The sequence below is a fragment of the Methanolobus sp. ZRKC4 genome (assembly GCF_045291305.1).
Taxonomy (GTDB): domain Archaea; phylum Halobacteriota; class Methanosarcinia; order Methanosarcinales; family Methanosarcinaceae; genus Methanolobus.
Window position 1 is genome coordinate 2,282,735 of the sequence record NZ_CP146983.1, and the last position, 15,744, is coordinate 2,298,478.

A 15,744-nucleotide genomic window follows, 5' to 3' on the forward strand; every position below is an offset into this window, starting at 1 on the left:
ATCATGAGCCAAAAACTTGAGGACATACTAAAAGAGAAAGGCCCTATAAAAAAGATAGGTGTCATAGGTATGGGCTATGTGGGAATTCCCGCTGCTGCACTTTTTGCCGATTCGGACAGATTTGACCATGTGTTGGGATTCCAGAGGAATTCTCCATCATCCGGTTATAAGATAGATATGCTGAACCGGGGAGAGAGTCCTCTTAAGGGAGAAGAACCGGGTCTTGAAGAACTCCTGCAAAAGGTTGTTGAAGCAGGTAAATTCGAATGCACACCTGATTTCTCAAGGATTGCGGAACTCGATGCTGTAACCCTTGCTATCCAGACGCCTTTTGCAGACTCAAAAGCACTTGAACCGGACTTTGGAGCGCTGAAGGAGGGCATCCGCAATGCAGGAAGGTATCTTCAGCCGAGTATGCTGGTGGTCCTTGAGTCGACTATCACACCTGGAACAACCGATGACATGGCTAGGAAGATACTGGAAGAAGAATCCGGTCTTGTGGCAGGAGAGGACTTCGCACTGGCCCATGCCCCTGAAAGGGTGATGGTTGGAAGACTACTGCGTAATATTCAGGAACACGACCGTATTGTTGGTGGTATCGACGAAGCTAGTACCGACAGAGCTGTCGAGTTGTACTCTCCTGTTCTGACAAAAGGAAATGTCATTCCCATGACAGCAACTGCAGCAGAGGTAACAAAGACTGCTGAAAACACATTCCGTGATCTGCAAATAGCAGCTGTGAACCAGCTTGCACTCTACTGCGAGTCTATGGGAATAAACGTATATGACGTAAGGACAGGTATTGACAGCCTCAAAGGTGAAGGCATAACAAGAGCAATGCTCTGGCCCGGAGCAGGGGTTGGTGGTCACTGCCTTACCAAGGATACATACCATCTTGAGCGTGGAGTAAAGTTAGGAAATGAAAACCTGGATTACCCTGAAAATGCGGAATCTATCTACGTACTTGCAAGGAGAGTAAATGACTTCATGCCAGTACACATGTATAACCTGACACAAGCTGCCCTTCAGAGAATTAATAAGGATATCAAAGACTCAAAAATAGCCATGCTGGGCTGGGCTTTTATCAATGATTCTGATGACGCACGCAATCCCCCTTCGGAGCCATACAGGGATATGATTGTTGATGCTGGTGCGGAGATTCTTATCCATGATCCACATGTACTCCAATATCCCGATGTAGATATATTGAAGGGTATGGAAGAAGTAATTTCAGGCTCTGACGCAGTTGTTATTTTTACTGGCCACAAAGAATACTTTAATCTGAAACCTGATGTCATAAAGAAAATGACCGGCATGAAAACTACTGTGATCATTGACGGAAGAAACGTAATAGAACCGGATAAGTTTATTGAAGCTGGTTTCATCTACAAGGGAATTGGACGTGGTGACAAGAATGGTCACGAGATCATAAAATAAACATTTGAAGCAAAACCAGGTTTATTCTTGGTCATCCTTTCTCTTTTTTCGTTGCAGATTTACAATTATCACTATAACGAAAATCATCTGTGCAATTGTCACCCCGATCCCGTCAGCCAACAGATCATGCAAACTGGATGTACGGCCTGGTACAAATGATTGGTGAAATTCGTCTGAAATTCCATAGATTACACCAAGCAGCACCGCAAAGATGGCTGCATATTTACTCAATATGGTGTTGTCAGAGTTTTTGAACGTAAGATGCAGTAGTATACCAAGTCCAAAGTACAGGAACATGTGGGCTACTTTATCCATGTTACTATACGCGTATTCTGCAATATCAACAATAAAATCAAGACCCAGACTTTTGAAAAGAGTTGCCAGCTCATACATGATAGGTATCTTGAACATTGAGGAAGGAACACTCAGATTGGATTGGGATGACAGATAGAATATGAATCCTGCGTATAGTATTGTAAGGGCGATCAAAATGTTTTTCTTGTTCCTCTTGTAATCGAAATGCTGTATACGGGAGAAAACATCAAGTAAGAACTGCAAAAAATAGAGAGCATAAAATGCCAGATACGCGACATATTTGTTTTTGCTGAAGTTTTTCATATTTCAATTAATATAATGCTAATCAAAGTTAAAATAGCTATCCGGCCTTTCAGCCTACTATCTCCTCGAGACCTTTGTAGAGGTCAATTTCAGGTTTAAACCCTATATTCCTTGCCTTTGAAATGTCAGCGTAACTGTCCTTTATGTCACCCGGCATTGAGTCTCTGAACTCTATATCCATTTCCTTGCCAAAGATATCAAGGACGATCTGTGCAAGCTCGTCTATGCGTGTGACCCTGCCGGTGCCTACATTGTAGACCTCACCATTGTCTCCCCGACCACCGGCCAGCAGCATTATCATGTTCACTACATCGTGTGCGGAAACAAAATCTCTTGTGTTGGAACCATCCCCGAAGATAACAGGAGATAGATTTTCCCTTACACGACCTATGAATTTAGATATGACACCTGAATAAGGATTTGAAGGGTCCTGTCTGGGGCTGTATATGTTAAAAGGTCTTATACAAACCGTTGGCATTCCGTAGGCTTTGTGATACATACTGCAATACTTCTCACCACATAATTTGCTGGCACCATATGGTGACATGGGATTCTGAGGATGTTTCTCATCAACAGGAAGATACTCAGGATTGCCATAAACAGCAGCTGAACTGATGTAAATGAACCTCTCTGGATTTCCAGAACGGGCACCTTCAAGAAGATTGAGAGTTCCGAAGACATTATTGTCAGCATCGAATAACGGATCATCCATAGACTTTGCCACGCTTATCTGGGCTGCCGTATGAATAATAATATCATGCTTACCAGCTAATTCTTTTGCTGTAGGGGATCTGACATCTTCTTTTATGAAATGTACATGATCTGGTAATTCAGGGTCTTTGCCAGAGGAAAGGTTATCGAGGACTGTGACCTTATAATTATTTTGCATGAAGTCGACAAGATAACTGCCAACCTGGCCAATGCCGCCAGTAATAAGTACTTTTTTCATGAGTCTATGACTGTAAAATAAGTATATTAAACTACCCTGTACTTAATAATCAATATGATACTATCTAAAAAAGATATGTGTCCAAGTTCAGTAATAAATATCAGAACCTGGAGAACATTTTTAACCTAAAACTAAACCCCCGGAAGCATTCACAAAGGTCGCACGCTCCATACAATGAAGAGTGCAGAACATTACCTCACGGACAACGTTCTCATAAACATATATAGGACTACCGCACATTGCGCATTCTTTCTCTACTAATTTCATTTGTACCACCTTAAAATGCCCGATGTATAGTGTCCACACCAAAGCATTAACTATTGTATATAGTGACAATAACCCAATTGTCATTTTTATTTAGATGAATAATACTATATAAATTTATGTTCGATGCAATTAGTGATGCTCATTATGATGATTAGAAAATAAGAAATCCTCAAGAGGAAAAAGCTTATTATAATAGATAAGGAACATATCGCAAACAGCAGATAAGATATCAAAAAGGAAAATGCTTAGTGTTTGCGGTAAATTCATATATAATGTCAAAGCATTAAATGAATATATTTTTAACAATTATTTTATAGATAACAGAGGATTTAATTATGCTGGATTTGGAAGCACCATCAACGTTAGTGGCCTTAGTTCTTGCAAGCACCTTTTTGGCACCATTTATAGTGACTTTTATTTCAATGCCGTATTTCATAAAAAAACTGACAGAAAAAGGAGTCATTGCCAGAGACTACTACAAAAGAGAGGTGACCATGATCCCGGAGAGGGGAGGCATTGCCATTCTTCTGGTTGCAATGGTGTGCTTTTCATTGAACACGCTGTTCTTCAAATTTTCCACAACAAACTATGTTGTCCTCATAGTAATAGCCATGTTCGGGCTGTTTGGTATACTTGATGATATGATAGACATCGGAAGGGTTACAAAACTCCTTCTTATGTACTACTGTTCCTATCCTTTGATACAATATGCAACCCATACTGCATTCACACTACCCAGTGTAGGTGACATTGAACTAGGTATCCTTTATCTGCAGTTCATAGTACCTACTTACGTTCTGGTAGCATCTAATCTAGTGAACATGCATTCCGGCTTCAATGGCCTTTCCTCAGGACTTTCAGTGATAGTCCTTATAGCTCTCATTATAAAATCAGTTCTCATAGGAGATGTTGACAACATCTTTGCAGTGGTGAGCATAACCGGAGCGACCTTTGGTTACTACATGTACGATAAGTATCCTTCGAATATATTCTGGGGTAATATTGGTTCGCTTACCATAGGGGCTGCAATAGGAACTATGATCGTTATACAGGGGTTCATAATCAGTGGTTTTATTATGCTGATTCCGCACACCGTTAATTTCCTGATGTACGTCTACTGGAGAGTTATGAAATTCCCGGAAGCAAAATTTGGGAAGGAAAGGGAAGATGGTACTCTGGAAGTACCTAATGCGCTTACACTTAAATGGATACTGCCCTACTATCACAGGGTCACAGAGAGACAGGCTACATGGGCAATGTACGCTTTAACAGGGCTCTTCTGTGTGCTTGGGATATTGTTACCTGGAAGGATGTGAGATTCTTTTCCTTTACTTTTTTGAAGTATGGGTGAGTAAATGTAGAATGGTGAACCACATACATGTGTGTGCTATTAGATCTGTTCATTACTTACCTTTTTAGAACTACGGATTAAGGAGAAACAAAAGCCTTTGGGTTTATGTAACTAATTGCTTAGCGTATAATTTCTATTAATATTTATGCAATGTGCCGCCTGCGGCGGGTGGATGCATCAGTTCTAGTTCATGAACCGTTTAGCTTTCATCGTCTGAAACAAGGAAAAGAAGTGGTAGATATCTGATTTTGGGAATTAATCCCGAATGAAAAACAAAAAAAGAGCTTAGCCCCTCGAAAAGGGGCCATGTTGTTTCCTGATTATACTGTTTCACCAAAGTGACCTGCTACTATTGACAGATCCTGGATGTTCACAGTACTATCCTGGTTCACGTCCCAGCGAGGCAGATCACTGGTGTAGCTTTGACCGTAGTTCTGGCCTATGAGAGTGATGTCAAGTACGTTTACGATACCATCCTCATTGACATCCCATCTTGGCTGCAGATCGGTGATAGTCACAGTGCTTGAAGAGCTTACTTCATCGATACCATCACTTACTATTACCTCTATGGTGTGGGTTCCTGCAGACTCGTAGTCTAGGTTCCATGCATAGCTTGAAGCTGTGCTGACCTGTGAACCATCGATCTTTATTATATAACCAAGGCTCTGCCCGTCCTCATCGCTTGCAACCACGTTCACATTGATTGTGGAACCTTCCTCAAAGACAGAATTATCTGCAGGTTCAAAGAGAGTCATAACAGGCAAATGGTTCAGCGGAGTTACTATGATGCTTACGCTTACTGTGTCCGTGAGATAACCATCTGTAACCTCGAAAGCTGCTTCATAGCTTCCTGCATCCCCTTCTGATGGGGTCCAGCTGAATGTGGCTGTTCCTGTATCAAAGAATGCACCTGTAGGAAGTGAAGTGGCTGTATATGTAAGGTCATCTCCGTCAGCATCTATTGCACTTACTATGAAACTGAGGCTCTGTGCCTCATCCACGGACTTTGCAGAAATAGATGTGAACTCTGGAGCCGTATCAACCAGAACTGTAGCAGAAGAAACTGTGTATGCTGCAGGGTTTGAACTGGCATCACTCAATATAACATTAGCTAATTCAAGTTCAAGGATACCAGAGTCACTACCTGCAACCATATCCACTGTGGCCATGACCCCTGCTTGTGAAATTGTACCTGTACCTACTATTGCAGAGTACACATGGCTTAGAATACCAAATGTATTGTCAATACTACCATACTCAAAGGTTGTAGCAAATATGTCTGGCAAGAACAGACCACCCTCATTCACTGAAGAGATACTTGCAAGCTGGCTGTAGTGAAGATCGAACTGTGACCCTGTGAGAGATTGTGCCGGATCTATGTACACGTCAAGGCTGAATGATTCACCAGGTGCTACTGTTGTAGTGGATGGGGATATGCTGATGGATGAATATACCGATTCCACAGGTTCGGAAACTACTGCGGTCCACGTCCTTGAGATAGTTCCTGCAGCAGCAATACCGTCAAACTTAACTGTGTGTGTACCTGCGGTTTCCCAGTTTTCTACATGGTTTGTTGTGCCGCTTTCCACAAGGCTGCCATCAAGATACCAGAGAGCACTGGTGAATTCCTGACCGGAGTCTACGGTGAATGTTGTTGATTCACCTGTGTTTGCTGTGAGTGAGGTTGCAGATGGGGTGAATGAAAGGCCTGTGCCGGATGAGACCGGTGATTCTTCAGAAATATCAGTCGGAGTTACCAAAAATATAGTTGATGAATCTACATTCAATTTCAGAGTATTAGAAGATAAGTCGAATTGATCAGAACCACTTATTTTTAGAACTTCAAATTCCTGCCCACTATCACCTTCAAAAGTGATTGAGCCTTTGTATTTCAGAATAATTCTTTTTGCACCCACCATATCATTTACAGTTACACTTGAGGATTCACCCGAGACAACAATACTTCTTGAACTGGGATTCTTTACAACAATACCTTCACCATAAAGTACTAAAGTAGCACTATTTCCTTCATAAGTAGTATTATAGATTTTTCTATCATTTGTACCTAAATCTAAACCATTTGCAATATTATACATCGTATTATTTTTCACAGTACTATCCACTAGATATAACGATACACCTTTACCACAATCATATATCAAATTATTAGAAATGTTGCTTGTATAAAGATTAATATGATTTGTTGCTATTGGGAACGAATTTGCACTCGGATTATCCTTATCAACATCATGAATTATGTTGTTTATAATCGTGAGATTGTAGATAGTTTTGGTGTTTATCAAATTGTCCCTATCTTTAATATTAATAACATTGTGACCTGTGACATTATAAAATTCATTGTTTGAAATCGTAACATCATGAATTGGACGTCCATAGGAATAACTACTTGAAATATCCATTAGATTATGTCCACCAGATTGATTGTAAAAAACATTATTATCAATGAGGAGATTAGATGATCCACTAGATATATGAATAGTATTTTCTTGATAAGAACCATGCACCACACAATTATGTAGAGTATTATTAGAACCTATAACTTGAATCTGCCTTTTTGCACCAGTTATTTCAAACCCACTAACATTAATGAACTGTTGTCCATTGAAATTAATCATCCCTATTATAGATTGCGTCCCTACAACCTTTGGCCTACCGTTGAAAGCAACTAAAGTTATAGGTTCTGATTGAGTCCCACTATTTCTGAAATCTACATCATTAACTGGATAATAAGTACCATCCATGACATAGGTAGTGTCACCGGCAATCATATAGGCTGCCGCTTTATTAAGTGTCTCCCATGGATTTTCGAAACTGCCCTCGTTGTCATCACTGCCCCAATCTGCAACATAATATTCAGAAGCATAACAGGTACTCGATGTTAGTATGAATAAAGTGAAAGCTAATAATAATAATACTTTTAAGTTTCTTAAAAGCCGAGTTTTGCTATCAAAGTTAAGAGAGAACTTATTTGCAAAATTTCCGTTTTTCTCAAGCTGATTCATTTTAATTCCTCAATCTGTTTTACTCATTGTACAAGCAAATAAGTACTATGTTCATAAACAAATGAAAATGTGTTCATAATTAAATTCCAGACACCCAACATACACATCAAACTTATTACGCCATTTTGTTAATTTTATATGAATGAAAAACAATATAATATCCTAACGAATAATAATAATATTAAAATTGTAGTTTGCACTCTCATATACATAATGATATATATACTTTCTATTAAGAATATTTTTATTACTTTTGCAATCCAAAAAAAAGAATCTATTCAAAAAATAGAAAGTTTAAAGAGGACAAAAGAACATAGGGAAAAAACATGAAAGGTATGATCTTAGCGGGCGGTAGTGGGACACGGCTTTATCCAGTTACTTTACCAACATGCAAACAGCTTTTGCCAATATACGATAAACCGATGATATATTACCCCTTGTCCGTACTTATGCTGGCAGGCATAAGAGAGATACTAATTATTTCTACACCAAATGACCTCCCATTATTTGAAAAACTTTTTGGAAATGGTTCTAAATGGGGAATGAACTTATCGTATAAAGCCCAACCAACCCCAGACGGATTAGCCCAAGCCTTCATTCTAGGGGAAGAATTCATAGGGAAAGACAGTGTTTGTCTAATCCTTGGTGACAACATATTTTACGGTCCAAGATTTTCTCCCTTATTAAAAAAATCAGCAAATATAGATGAAGGAGCGGTCGTTTTTGGATACCAGGTCAAAGATCCTGAAAGGTTTGGAGTGGTAGCATTTGACAAAGATAAAAATGTTATTAGTATAGAAGAGAAACCAAAAAGTCCAAAATCCCATTATGCTGTGACTGGTTTGTACTTTTATGATAATGATGTGATTGAAATTGCTAAAAACGTTAAGCCATCGGATAGAGGTGAGCTTGAAATTACATCTGTAAACCAAGAATACCTAAAAAGAAAAAAACTGAAAGTTGAGCTTCTAGGACGTGGATTCGCCTGGCTTGACACCGGCACACATGATAGTCTTATTGCAGCCAGTCATTTTGTGCAAACTATTGAACAAAGGCAAGGATATAAGATAGCTTGTTTGGAAGAAATTGCCTATAATAATGGATGGATAAACGCTGAACAGGTTCGCATGATTGCAGATTTACTTAAAAAAACAGATTATGGTGCATATCTGGAAGGAGTGCTGAATGAAAGCTAATATTTTACTCACAGGCGGTGCAGGGTTCATAGGTAGTAACTTCATACCATATTTTTTGGAAAAATACCCAGAATACAACCTTATAAATCTTGATTTATTGACATATGCTGGTAATCTGGAAAAATTGAAAGATATCGAAAATAACACGAGATATAAATTCATAAAAGGGGATGTCTGTAATCGTGAATTGGTTGAGTTCATATTCAAAGAATATGAAATTAATGGTGTAATCCATTTCGCTGCTGAATCTCACGTAGATAATTCTATTAAGCAACCAGATATTTTTATTAAAACAAACATTAACGGAACACATACTCTTGCTGATGTAGCTTACAATACCTGGATGAAAAAACCATTTGTATATAAACAAAAATACACCAACTCTGAATCATCTGACGTTCAATCAATTAAAATTCCACGTTTTCACCATATATCAACAGATGAGGTATATGGTACATTAGGTTCAACAGGCTTTTTTACTGAAAAAAGCCCATATGCCCCAAACTCACCATACAGTGCAAGCAAAGCAGGCAGTGATATGATAGTTAGAAGCTACCATCATACTTATGGATTGAATACTGTAATTACAAATTGTTCAAACAACTATGGACCAAAACAGCATGATGAAAAATTAATCCCTAATATAATTCGTAATGCTATAAAGGGTAGTCCAATTCCAATATATGGCGATGGTAAGAATGTTCGCGATTGGCTCTATGTACTTGATCACTGTAAGGCAATTGATCTTGTTTATCATAATGGAAAAGCTGGTGATACATATAATATAGGTGGAAGAAATGAAAAAGATAATAATTATGTTGCCACGCAAATATGCCAGATATTAGATAAACTTGAACCAAAGCAAAAAGGAAGTTACAAGAACCAGATCATATACGTCGAAGACAGAGCAGGACATGACAGAAGATATGCTATCGATGCAAGTAAAATAGAAAATGATCTTGGATGGAAAGCAGAAGAGAATTTTGAAAGCGGTATATTGAAAACCATAAAATGGTACCTGAACGAATACGAAGGCACAAATAATGATAAATGTAACCAGACCCTACCTGCCTGACAGAGGTAACCTGAACAGATATATTAATAGAATCTATGAAACAGCCCGGTTAACTAATAATGGCCCTTTGGTGCAGGAACTAACAAAGAGATTAGAAAATTATCTAGGTGTTGAAAACCTCCTTTTAGTAGCTAATGGAACATTAGCTTTGCAAATCGCATATAAGGTTCTCGGAGTAAGTGGTCAGGCAATAACAACTCCTTTCAGCTTTGTAGCTACTACCAGCTCCCTAGTATGGGAAGGAATTGAACCCGTTTTTATAGATATTGATCCTGAAACATTCTGTATTGACCCTTCTAAGATAGAAGAGTCCATAGCATCGCAAACTACAGCAATAGTACCCACGCATGTATTTGGGAATGCCTGCGAAATAGATAAAATTGAAACTATCGCACGCCAACACAACTTAAAAGTAATATATGATGGTGCACATGCTTTTGGAGTAAAATATAAAGGAAAAAGTATTTTATCTTTTGGTGATGCAACAACAATAAGCTTTCATGCTACCAAACTTTTTCATACAATTGAAGGCGGAGCAATTATCTTTAAGAATAAAAAAGATTATGAAAGAGCCAAGTTAATGATTAAATTTGGCATTGACGAATCAGATTCAATAGTTGAATTGGGTATAAACGCTAAAATGAATGAATTCCAAGCAGCGATGGGATTGTGTGTTCTTGATGAAATCGACCTAATCATAGAAGAACGTTCTAAAATATGGAATCAATATAAAAATGCATTTACTGGGCATTTGCAGCTGCAACATCTTAATAGCAATGCTAGCAATAATTATAGCTATTTTCCAGTAATATTTACCACTGAGCATATGCTTTCAATGGTTAAGGATGCAATGAATAAAAATCAAATATACCCAAAAAGGTATTTTTACCCATCTTTGGATAAAATTGATTATTTACAGTTGCAGCAGAACAAAAAAATATCACAAGATATTGCTAGTAGAATTCTGTGTTTGCCCATTTATCCATACTTGAAAGATAAAGAGCAGGAAAAAATAATTGAAATTATATGGAGATTCTTATGAAATTAGCCATTATGCAGCCATATTTATTTCCATATCTAGGCTATTGGCAACTAATTAATGCTGTTGATTGCTTTGTTATTTACGATGATGTAGCATATATAAAGCAAGGATACATAAACAGAAATATTATATTAGTAGGCAGTGAACAAAAACGTATTACCTTAGAAGTAATAGGAGCAAGTTCAAATAAATTAATAAACCAAATTAATGTTGGAAATAATGCTCAAAAATTAATGAAAACCATAAGATATGCTTATTCAAAAGCACCTTATTTTGAAGAAGTTTTCCCACTATTAATGCATATCCTAAAAAATAATGAAAAAAACTTAGCTGTGTTTTTAGCTTATTCATTAAAAGAAATTTCGAGTTATTTAGGCATTGATACTCAATTCGTTTATTCAAGTAATATTGAAAAAAATAATAATCTAAAATCACAAGATAAAGTTATTGATATATGCAAAAAAACTGGAGCAAAATGTTATATAAATTCAATAGGTGGTCAAAAACTCTATCAAGAGAGTTTATTTGAAGAAAATGGCATAATTCTTAAATTTATACGTTCAAAACAAATTGAATACTCTCAATTCAATAATGTATTCATTCCAAATTTATCAATAATTGATGTTATGATGTTTAATTCCCCTGATGTAATAAGGCGCTACTTAAGCTGTTACAATCTAATAAAGGGAACAAATCAGTTAATTAAAAAGTAATATTTTTAATTCTTCGCCGATAGGGTAAATGAGGAGGTTGGATATATCATTATAGATTGTATGACTAAAATTGAAAGAACTAAGAACGTGAATATATTATGCTAATTATTAACTATATTATTCAGGTAGTGATTCTATAAAGTATAAATTTCTTAGTAGTAATTCTTATTCTAAAGAAATTGGTGGCTATTTTAGCTTAGAGCAACTTGTAAGTAACGAATACTATAAAGATTTAATAGCCTTAAATACAGCTCGAAATGCATTATTGTATATCCTCAAGGCAAAGAAAATTAAAAAAATCTATATCCCCTACTATTTATGCGATTCAATCGGCTTTATGTTAAGCAATAACGGATACGAATATGAGTATTATAATATTAATCTTGATTTAACTCCTATTTTTAATAAAGAGTTAGACGAGGATGAATACCTTTACATTGTTAATTATTTTGGACAACTGGAAAATGAAAAAATTATCCATTTAAAGAAAAAATATAGAAACATCATTTTGGATAATGTTATGGCTTTTTTCCAGAGACCTTTAAAAAATATAGATACAATATATTCGTGTAGAAAATTTTTTGGAGTTCCAGATGGAGCATATGTATCCACTGATACACTACTTAACGAAGAATTAGATTTTGCTAGCTCTAAAGACCGGATGAAACACTTGCTCGGCCGTTTTGAAGGAAATGCTTTTGAATATTACAATGATTTCCAAAAAACAGAGTTATCTTATAAAGTTGAGCCTCTAAAGAATATGTCCAAAATCAGCAAAAACATCATTGGAGCAATTGACTTTAATAAAGTTATACAAATAAGGAATGATAATTACAAATATCTTGAACATAGTCTAAACCATATTAACAGATTGAGGTGTGTAGCTCCAAATGGGGCTTTTGCATATCCACTTTATATTGATAATGGGATTGAACTTCGCAAAGAATTAGCAGAAATGCAAATATATATACCTACATTGTGGCCAAATGTACTACAAAACACTCCACAAAATAGTGTTGAGTACCAATATGCTGCGAATATACTACCTTTACCTTGTGATCAAAGGTATTGTAAGGAAGATATTGATTATATGTACAATGCACTTATATCTTTAATAAAATAAAATCTTAATAGAGAGATGAATATGTCTGATCTAAAAGGAAAAAAACTATTGTTGATGGGTGGAGTAAGAGATTCAATTAATGTTATAAAGAGAGCACAAGAACTTGGTGTTTATGTTATTGTGACAGATTATTTAATCGATTCTCCTGCAAAAAAAATAGCTGATGAAAGCTATCTTGTTAGCACAACCGATGTAGATGCAGTGGTAGATTTAGCTAATGAATTAAAAGTTGATGGTGTGTTCACTGCATATCTGGATTCTATGTTATCTTATTGTCAGAAAGTATGCGAAAAGCTCAATGTTCCATTCTATGCAACTGCAGAACAAATTGATATTATGACTCATAAAGATAAATTCAAAAATATCTGTGCTCAAAATGGGTTGAAGGTAGTTAAAGAGTATGAAATGAATAATGGAGATATTGGTGATATTCAATATCCTGTTATTGTTAAACCTGTTGATTCTGGAGGTTCAAAGGGTATATTTATCTGCTATAATGAAAAAGAACTTCTACAAAATTATCATGAATCCTTATCTTTTTCAAAAAGTCAGAATGTGCTTATTGAAGAGTACATGACAACTGAAGAAGTTGTTATGTATTATATTATACAAGACGGTCATATCGGTTTGTGTGCAATGTGTGACAGATACACTAATAAAAATCAAAGAGGAGTCGCACAAATTCCAACAGCATATATTTTTCCTTCTAAATATTCATCCACATTTATAAATGGGGACCACCAAAAAGTGGTAAATCTGATTAAATCGATGAACATAACCAACGGTGTACTGTTTCTGCAAGCATTCATGCATAATGGAAGAGCACATATTTATGAACCTGGTTTCAGATTTGCTGGTGCTCAAGGTCATAAAATTATAAAGGAAATGACAGAAATTGATGCTGTTGAATTGATGATAAGATATGCTCTTACCGGAGAAATGAAAGGACAGAAAATAAAAGATTTAGAGAAACCAGTGTTTGATATGTGGGCCTGCAAACTGACTCCAATTGCTCGAAATGGAAAAATATCAAATATCGAGGGGTTTGATAAGATAGCAAACATTCCGGAAGTGTTTGACATAACTCATGTACATCTTGAAGGAGACACTATTAATAACATAGGAACACTCGATCAACTAATTAGTAGAATATTTATTAAAGCTAAAACTAAAAACGATTTAGCAAGAGTCATTGAATTAATAAATTCAACTATTAAAGTTGAAGATGAAAACAATGAAAATATGCTTCTTGAACCTTTTAATCCATATTCATTTTAATCAAAAACATTCTATAAATAATTCTACATTTGGCATCAGTAATAAAAGATTCCATAAAAATAGATAAAATTATACATTTCTTCATGAAGCTGTGAGATTCCTCTCGTACAAGATAATTCAACAGTACGTTTTAAACTAAGATAACTATACATGTCACTCTCAAATAAAACTACAATCGGAGTCATCTGGAACTTTGCTGAACAGATGAGTAAAAGAGGAATTGGAGTAGTAATAACTCTTCTTCTTGCTCGGTTTTTGACACCCGATGATTATGGTTTGGTTGGAATGATGGCTGTGTTCATTGCCATAGCTAATCAATTAATGGAGTCGGGGTTTGATCAATCACTTATTCGAAAGTTGGATATCACACAAGAAGATTTTAATACAGCCTTTTATGCAAATATCTTACTGGGTATATTGGCTTATATATTTTTGTTCTCATCAGCCCCATTTGTAGCTGCATTCTATGAAGAAGCAAGGCTTATTCCTCTCATTCGTGTAGTAGGAATAACAATAATTATAAATTCGTTCCAAATCGTTCAAATATCTGCCCTCAGTCGTGATTTTAAGTTTAAATTGAAACTTAAGGCAACTTTACCTGCAACAATCATATCAGGAATAATTGCCATTACTATGGCAGCAATGGGTTTTGGTGTATGGGCATTGATTACCCAGATGATAGTTTACTCACTCTTAGTGACATTTTTTTTGTGGTCATTGAAGCTCTGGAAGCCAACAAGAAAAGTCAGTAGAAACTCATTTAAAGAAATGTTTGGTTTTGGATCAAAGTTGTTTGCATCTGGCTTAATTGATATTATATTTCAGAATTTGTACATAATTGTAATTGCAAAATTATTTTTAGCTTCAACTGCAGGATACTACTACTTTGCCAAAAAGATAAGAGAATTAGTTCTTAATCAGATTGTTAGATCCATACAAACCGTTACATATCCTGCTTTGTCAACATTACAAAAAGATGAGCTTAAATTGAAAATGGGATATAAGAAAATAATTAAAAGCACTGTTTATCTTTTATTTCCATTAATGACTTTTATGGCAGCTTTAGCAGAACCTCTTTTCAGAATATTATTGAATGAACAATGGTTGCCTGCAGTACCTTATTTACAGCTCCTTTGTATTGGAGGAGTAATGTATCCATTGCATTCAATAAACTTAAATATTCTTAAAGTGAAAGGGCGATCTGATCTTTTTCTTTACATAGAACTCGTTAAAAAAGCAATTGTTATAATAATTCTATTACCAAGTATAAAATATGGAGTAATAGGAATTCTCATAGGCCAAGTAATATCTTCATATTTAGTCTATATCCCGAATAGTTACTATTCAGGCAAATTAATCAACTATTCAATCAATGAACAAATTTTTGATTTTCTCCCAGAATTGGTACTGTCTTTTACTATTAGCATTTGTATTTATTTTGCTGTATCCCTATCAATCCTACCAGCATGTGCTGAACTAATACTGCTATCGACTCTGGCAATTATTACATACCTATCAGCCAGTTGTATTCTTAAATTTGAGTCATTTAAAATAATCAAACAAGTATTTAAACAAAATTTAAAATTATCAAATAGAAAATAGGATACAATTTAAATGATATAATAAATATAGTATAGAATCATACATATTATAACACGAACCATATGGAATT

13 protein-coding genes are annotated in these 15,744 nt (G+C 35.8%); 9 read left to right on the forward strand and 4 right to left on the reverse strand.

The window, feature by feature from the left end:
• Positions 1-3 precede the first annotated feature (3 nt).
• Positions 4-1,437: a nucleotide sugar dehydrogenase gene (locus V7O67_RS11250; RefSeq protein WP_406670026.1), complete on the forward strand. Its 1,434-nt coding sequence runs from the start codon at positions 4-6 to the stop codon at positions 1,435-1,437.
• Between the two features lie 21 nt (positions 1,438-1,458).
• On the opposite strand, the gene V7O67_RS11255 is transcribed toward V7O67_RS11250, so the two are convergent.
• The 3 genes from V7O67_RS11255 to V7O67_RS11265 all read right to left on the reverse strand — a co-directional run bounded on the left by V7O67_RS11255 (position 1,459) and on the right by V7O67_RS11265 (position 3,271).
• Complete coding sequence (locus V7O67_RS11255) at positions 1,459-2,055, reverse strand: VanZ family protein (RefSeq protein ID WP_342304748.1); 597 nt, start codon at positions 2,053-2,055, stop codon at positions 1,459-1,461.
• 49 nt (positions 2,056-2,104) lie between these two features.
• Positions 2,105-3,004, reverse strand: coding sequence for an NAD-dependent epimerase/dehydratase family protein (locus V7O67_RS11260; RefSeq protein ID WP_342304747.1), 900 nt, complete (start codon positions 3,002-3,004; stop codon positions 2,105-2,107).
• 120 nt (positions 3,005-3,124) lie between these two features.
• Positions 3,125-3,271 (reverse strand): hypothetical protein, encoded by a 147-nt coding sequence (locus V7O67_RS11265; protein WP_342304746.1) that lies wholly within the window; start codon positions 3,269-3,271, stop codon positions 3,125-3,127.
• Between the two features lie 335 nt (positions 3,272-3,606).
• On the opposite strand from V7O67_RS11265, the gene V7O67_RS11270 reads away from it, so the two are divergent.
• Entirely contained in the window at positions 3,607-4,587 is a 981-nt protein-coding gene (locus V7O67_RS11270; RefSeq protein WP_342304745.1) for a glycosyltransferase 4 family protein, read from the forward strand.
• A gap of 355 nt (positions 4,588-4,942) precedes the next feature.
• On the opposite strand, the gene V7O67_RS11275 is transcribed toward V7O67_RS11270, so the two are convergent.
• Entirely contained in the window at positions 4,943-7,645 is a 2,703-nt protein-coding gene (locus tag V7O67_RS11275; protein ID WP_342304744.1) for a putative Ig domain-containing protein, read from the reverse strand.
• Positions 7,646-7,971: 326 nt separating this feature from the next.
• Between V7O67_RS11275 and rfbA the strand changes: the two genes are divergently transcribed.
• The 7 genes from rfbA (at position 7,972) to V7O67_RS11310 (ending at position 15,674) form a co-directional block, all read left to right on the forward strand.
• Positions 7,972-8,841: a glucose-1-phosphate thymidylyltransferase RfbA gene (rfbA, locus tag V7O67_RS11280; protein WP_342304743.1), complete on the forward strand. Its 870-nt coding sequence runs from the start codon at positions 7,972-7,974 to the stop codon at positions 8,839-8,841.
• Complete coding sequence (rfbB, locus tag V7O67_RS11285) at positions 8,831-9,916, forward strand: dTDP-glucose 4,6-dehydratase (protein ID WP_342304742.1); 1,086 nt, start codon at positions 8,831-8,833, stop codon at positions 9,914-9,916. The genes rfbA and rfbB overlap by 11 nt, the downstream gene beginning before the upstream one ends.
• Positions 9,885-10,958, forward strand: a complete 1,074-nt coding sequence (locus V7O67_RS11290; RefSeq protein WP_342304741.1) for a DegT/DnrJ/EryC1/StrS family aminotransferase — start codon at positions 9,885-9,887, stop codon at positions 10,956-10,958. The genes rfbB and V7O67_RS11290 overlap by 32 nt, the downstream gene beginning before the upstream one ends.
• Positions 10,955-11,671, forward strand: a complete 717-nt coding sequence (locus V7O67_RS11295) for a WbqC family protein (protein ID WP_342304740.1) — start codon at positions 10,955-10,957, stop codon at positions 11,669-11,671. Before V7O67_RS11290 ends, V7O67_RS11295 begins: the two co-directional genes overlap by 4 nt.
• Before the next feature lie 265 nt (positions 11,672-11,936).
• A complete protein-coding gene (locus V7O67_RS11300; protein WP_342304739.1) occupies positions 11,937-12,794 on the forward strand; it encodes a hypothetical protein in 858 nt (285 codons plus the stop codon).
• Between the two features lie 21 nt (positions 12,795-12,815).
• A complete protein-coding gene (locus V7O67_RS11305; protein ID WP_342304738.1) occupies positions 12,816-14,072 on the forward strand; it encodes a hypothetical protein in 1,257 nt (418 codons plus the stop codon).
• A gap of 150 nt (positions 14,073-14,222) precedes the next feature.
• Positions 14,223-15,674, forward strand: coding sequence for a lipopolysaccharide biosynthesis protein (locus V7O67_RS11310; RefSeq protein ID WP_342304737.1), 1,452 nt, complete (start codon positions 14,223-14,225; stop codon positions 15,672-15,674).
• Positions 15,675-15,744 lie beyond the last annotated feature (70 nt).

Coding starts and splice junctions, on each gene's coding strand:
- V7O67_RS11305 (WP_342304738.1), top strand. CDS start 12,816: ATGTCTGATCTAAAAGGAAAAAAACTATTGTTGATGGGTGGAGTAAGA.
- V7O67_RS11265 (WP_342304746.1), bottom strand. CDS start 3,271: ATGAAATTAGTAGAGAAAGAATGCGCAATGTGCGGTAGTCCTATATAT.
- V7O67_RS11310 (WP_342304737.1), top strand. CDS start 14,223: ATGTCACTCTCAAATAAAACTACAATCGGAGTCATCTGGAACTTTGCT.
- V7O67_RS11260 (WP_342304747.1), bottom strand. CDS start 3,004: ATGAAAAAAGTACTTATTACTGGCGGCATTGGCCAGGTTGGCAGTTAT.
- V7O67_RS11295 (WP_342304740.1), top strand. CDS start 10,955: ATGAAATTAGCCATTATGCAGCCATATTTATTTCCATATCTAGGCTAT.
- V7O67_RS11275 (WP_342304744.1), bottom strand. CDS start 7,645: ATGAATCAGCTTGAGAAAAACGGAAATTTTGCAAATAAGTTCTCTCTT.
- rfbB (WP_342304742.1), top strand. CDS start 8,831: ATGAAAGCTAATATTTTACTCACAGGCGGTGCAGGGTTCATAGGTAGT.
- V7O67_RS11250 (WP_406670026.1), top strand. CDS start 4: ATGAGCCAAAAACTTGAGGACATACTAAAAGAGAAAGGCCCTATAAAA.
- V7O67_RS11270 (WP_342304745.1), top strand. CDS start 3,607: ATGCTGGATTTGGAAGCACCATCAACGTTAGTGGCCTTAGTTCTTGCA.
- V7O67_RS11290 (WP_342304741.1), top strand. CDS start 9,885: ATGATAAATGTAACCAGACCCTACCTGCCTGACAGAGGTAACCTGAAC.
- V7O67_RS11255 (WP_342304748.1), bottom strand. CDS start 2,055: ATGAAAAACTTCAGCAAAAACAAATATGTCGCGTATCTGGCATTTTAT.
- rfbA (WP_342304743.1), top strand. CDS start 7,972: ATGAAAGGTATGATCTTAGCGGGCGGTAGTGGGACACGGCTTTATCCA.